The following is a 3,617-nucleotide window of genomic DNA, read 5'->3' as shown; positions in this document are numbered from 1 at the left end:
CCGGCAATCTGCGCCAATTCGGCCACATGAAGGGCGCGGTGCTGGTGACCGTCGAATTTCTGGGTTGCAGCAAAGGCGACATGGTCGACATCCATGTTGAGGCCCATGCCGATTGCGTCGGTCGCGACCAGAAAATCGACCTCGCCCGATTGGTAGAGCGCCACCTGCGCGTTGCGGGTGCGCGGCGAAAGTGCACCCATGACGACCGCCGCGCCGCCACGCTGACGGCGGATCAACTCGGCGATTGCGTAAACCCGATCGGCCGAAAAGGCGACCACGGCCGAACGGGGCGGCAGGCGTGTGAGCTTTTTCGGTCCCGTCCACGACAGCTCGGACAAGCGCGGCCGGACAATGAAATGCGTCTCCGGCAACAGTTTCTGGATCAGGCCGCGAACGGTTTCGGAGCCGAGCATCATGGTTTCGGACAGGCCGCGCGCGCGGAGGAGGCGGTCTGTGAAGGTGTGGCCGCGCTCGCGGTCGGCCGCGAGCTGGATTTCATCGACGGCCAGAAACTCGACCGGCCGGTCGAGCGGCATCGCTTCGACAGTGCAGATGAAATAGCGGGCATCGCGCGGGAGGATTTTCTCTTCGCCGGTGATCAATGCCACATGGCGCTGACCCTTTACCTTCGCCACGCGATCATAGACCTCGCGCGCCAGCAGGCGCAGCGGCAGACCGATCATGCCGGTCTCGTGACCCGTCATTCGCTCGATGGCGAGGTGGGTCTTGCCCGTATTGGTGGGACCGAGCACCGCGGTAACGCGGCGGCGCTCGGCAAGGCCGTCGCGAGCGTGGCGGGTGGATATTGGGACGGACGGGATACTCATGTTTTCAAGGCGCACCTTCGGAGCAAAAGAAGCCAAAGGCAAGGACGTGCCGCCGTTAACCGACCCTGCTTTAAGCACAGGAATATTGGGCGAACGAACCGGGTCCGAATCGCTGACCTGTTCGTCTTCCGTCTTCGTTCACGGCTAAATCTTGTGGCTGGGCAACACGTTAGGCAGACAAATTATTAACGGAAAATATTGCCACGCCTTCCGCAGCGTCCGGGCGGTTGTGCTTTCGAGCCGCGCCCGGAGGCCCTTTCCGATACTGGACCGCGGTCTATAGTGACGATCATGGACATTTGCCATCAGGCCCGTCAGAGGCCGGCGACACCCCCGGGAGGACAATATGGATTTCACGATCCCCAAGGAGATCATCGACTATCTCCATGTGCTTGACGACTTCATCGACAAGGAGATCAAGCCGCTGCAAGCGCGGGACGATAACGAGCGTTTTTTCGATCATCGCCGTGAGCATGCGCGCACCGATTGGGACAATCAGGGCCTGCCGCGCCACGACTGGGAGGCGCTGCTCGGCCAGATGCGCAAGCTTGCGGACAAGGCGGGGCATTTGCGTTACGCGTTGCCCAAGGAGTATGGCGGCAAGGACGGTACCAATCTCGGTATGGCGGTCATCCGCGAGCATCTGGCGGCCAAGGGCCTTGGCCTCTTCAACGACCTCCAGAACGAAACGTCCGTCGTCGGCAATTTTCCGACCGTGCTGATGTTTCGTGATTTCGGTACCGAAGAGCAACGGAAGACATTCATTCCCGGTTCACTTGACGGTTCGGTCCGCGTCGCTTTCGGCCTGACCGAGCCCGAGCATGGCTCGGACGCGACCTGGATGGAAACGCGGGGCCGCCGTGAAAAGCGCGACGGCAAGGATGGCTGGGTCATCAACGGGATGAAGATGTGGAACACGGGCATGCATGTCGCGACGCATGACTTCGTGTTCGCGCGCACCAGCGGGCAGGACGGCGACCCGCTGGGCATTACCTGTTTTATCGTTCCGACGGATACGCCCGGCGTCAAGATCGAGGAATATCTCTGGACCTTCAACATGCCGACGGATCATCCGCGCGTCTCCTTCACCAATGTATGGGTGCCGGAAGATTCAATTCTGGGCGATCCCGAGCGTGGGCTCGAACTCGCGCAGCACTTCGTGCATGAGAACCGCATTCGCCAGGCGGCATCTGGCGTCGGTGCAGCGCAGTTCTGTATCAACGAGAGCGTCAAATACGCCAAGCAGCGCAAGCCCTTCGGCAAGCCGCTGGCCGCCAACCAGGCGATACAGTTCCCGCTGATCGAAGCGCATACGGAATGCGAGATGATCCGGAACCTCGTCTACAAGACGGCATGGCAGATGGATCAGATGTCAAAGAAGGACGTCGCGCGCTATCTCTCCGACAAGGTGTCGATGTGCAACTATCGCGCAAACCGGCTTGTCTGTCAGGCGGCGGATCTCGCTATTCAGGTGCATGGCGGCATGGGTTATTCGCGCCACAAGCCGTTCGAGCATATCTATCGCCATCACCGCCGCTACCGGATTACCGAAGGTTCGGAAGAAATCCAGATGCGCAAGGTTGGGGGGCATCTGTTCGGCTTTATCGGTGCCAGCGAGCGGCAGAAAAAAGCGGCCGAATAGAACCGGTTGAGCGAGGTCGCCGACGTCTAGCGGGCGGCGGCTTCGCTTTTTTCCGTCCATATGAGACGCGATGCGGGCAATATCATCGTCGCCGTTGTGCCGACGCCGACGGTGCTTTTGAGGCGGAAATCACCGCCATGCATCTCGATCAGCGATTTGGTGATCGGCAGGCCGAGACCGGTACCGCCATGCTGGCGGGCGTTGGTGTCGTCGACCTGGCCGAAGGGTTCCATCACTTCGCCCAGTTTGTCGGCTGGAATGCCGATCCCCGTGTCGCATACGGCAACACTGAGATCGCCGGTATCCGTCAAACCGACCGCGACATCGATCCTCCCTTCCGCAGGCGTGAACTTCGCTGCATTCGACAGCAGGTTCAGCATGATCTGCCGCATGGCTCGCTGATCGGCACAGATGCGCGGCATGTTGTCGGGGAGGCCGAGCGATACCTTTTGCTTCTTGTCCATCGTTCGGGCCCGCATCATCTCGGCGGACCAGTGCAGGACGTCTGCGAGGTCGACGTCCTGTTCTTCGATGGCGTAGCGGCCGGCTTCGATCTTCGAGATATCGAGAATATCGTCGATGACATTGAGCAGGTGCCGTCCGCTATCGTGGATATCCACCGCATATTCCCGATAGCGCTCATTGCCGAGCGGGCCGAACATCCCGTCGCGCATGATTTCGGAGAAGCCGATGATCGCGTTCAGCGGTGTGCGTAGCTCGTGACTCATGTTGGCCAGGAACTTGGTTTTGGCGCGGTTGGCCATTTCGGCGCTCTCGGTCGCCTGTTTCAGTCCCCGCTCGGCCTGGCGGCGCTCGATGGCGATTCCCGCCAGATGCGCGGCACCAAGCAGATAGGCGTCTTCCCATCTGCCTGGTTCCCGGGCGTCCGGGAAATACATGGCAAAGGCGCCGACGACGCGATCGTTGCGAGACATGATGGGCTGGAACCAGATGGTTTGAATGCCCGCTTTGCGCATATAGGGCGCCATACCGCTGCCATGGCGTTCGTTCTGCAGATCCGTGGTGATAATTTTCTGACCGGCCCGCGCCATGGTACCGAAGCCACGTGTCCTTTGTTCCTTCCAGAATATGGCGACCCATTCGGCGAAGTCAGCCGGCAGGTTAGGCGCGGCGCAGGTGATGAGATT

The 3,617-nt window shown here is 60.6% G+C and carries 3 protein-coding genes; 1 reads left to right on the top strand and 2 read right to left on the bottom strand.

Translation table 11 applies throughout. The annotated features are described in order from the left end of the window. The coding region (locus WEB61_RS11375) for a helicase-related protein (protein ID WP_368064460.1) at positions 1–827 on the bottom strand (827 nt) is incomplete at its 3' end. A gap of 346 nt (positions 828–1,173) precedes the next feature. Between WEB61_RS11375 and WEB61_RS11370 the strand changes: the two genes are divergently transcribed. After that, entirely contained in the window at positions 1,174–2,469 is a 1,296-nt protein-coding gene (locus WEB61_RS11370; protein ID WP_368064451.1) for an acyl-CoA dehydrogenase family protein, read from the top strand. A 26-nt stretch (positions 2,470–2,495) separates the two neighbouring features. Here the strand turns inward: WEB61_RS11370 and WEB61_RS11365 are convergent. Then, the coding region (locus WEB61_RS11365; RefSeq protein WP_368064450.1) for a sensor histidine kinase at positions 2,496–3,617 on the bottom strand (1,122 nt) is incomplete at its 5' end.

This window comes from Parvibaculum sp., assembly GCF_040882025.1.
GTDB lineage: Bacteria > Pseudomonadota > Alphaproteobacteria > Parvibaculales > Parvibaculaceae > Parvibaculum.
The sequence above is the reverse complement of the archived record's forward strand: the minus strand, read 5'-3'. Positions and strand labels throughout refer to the sequence as shown.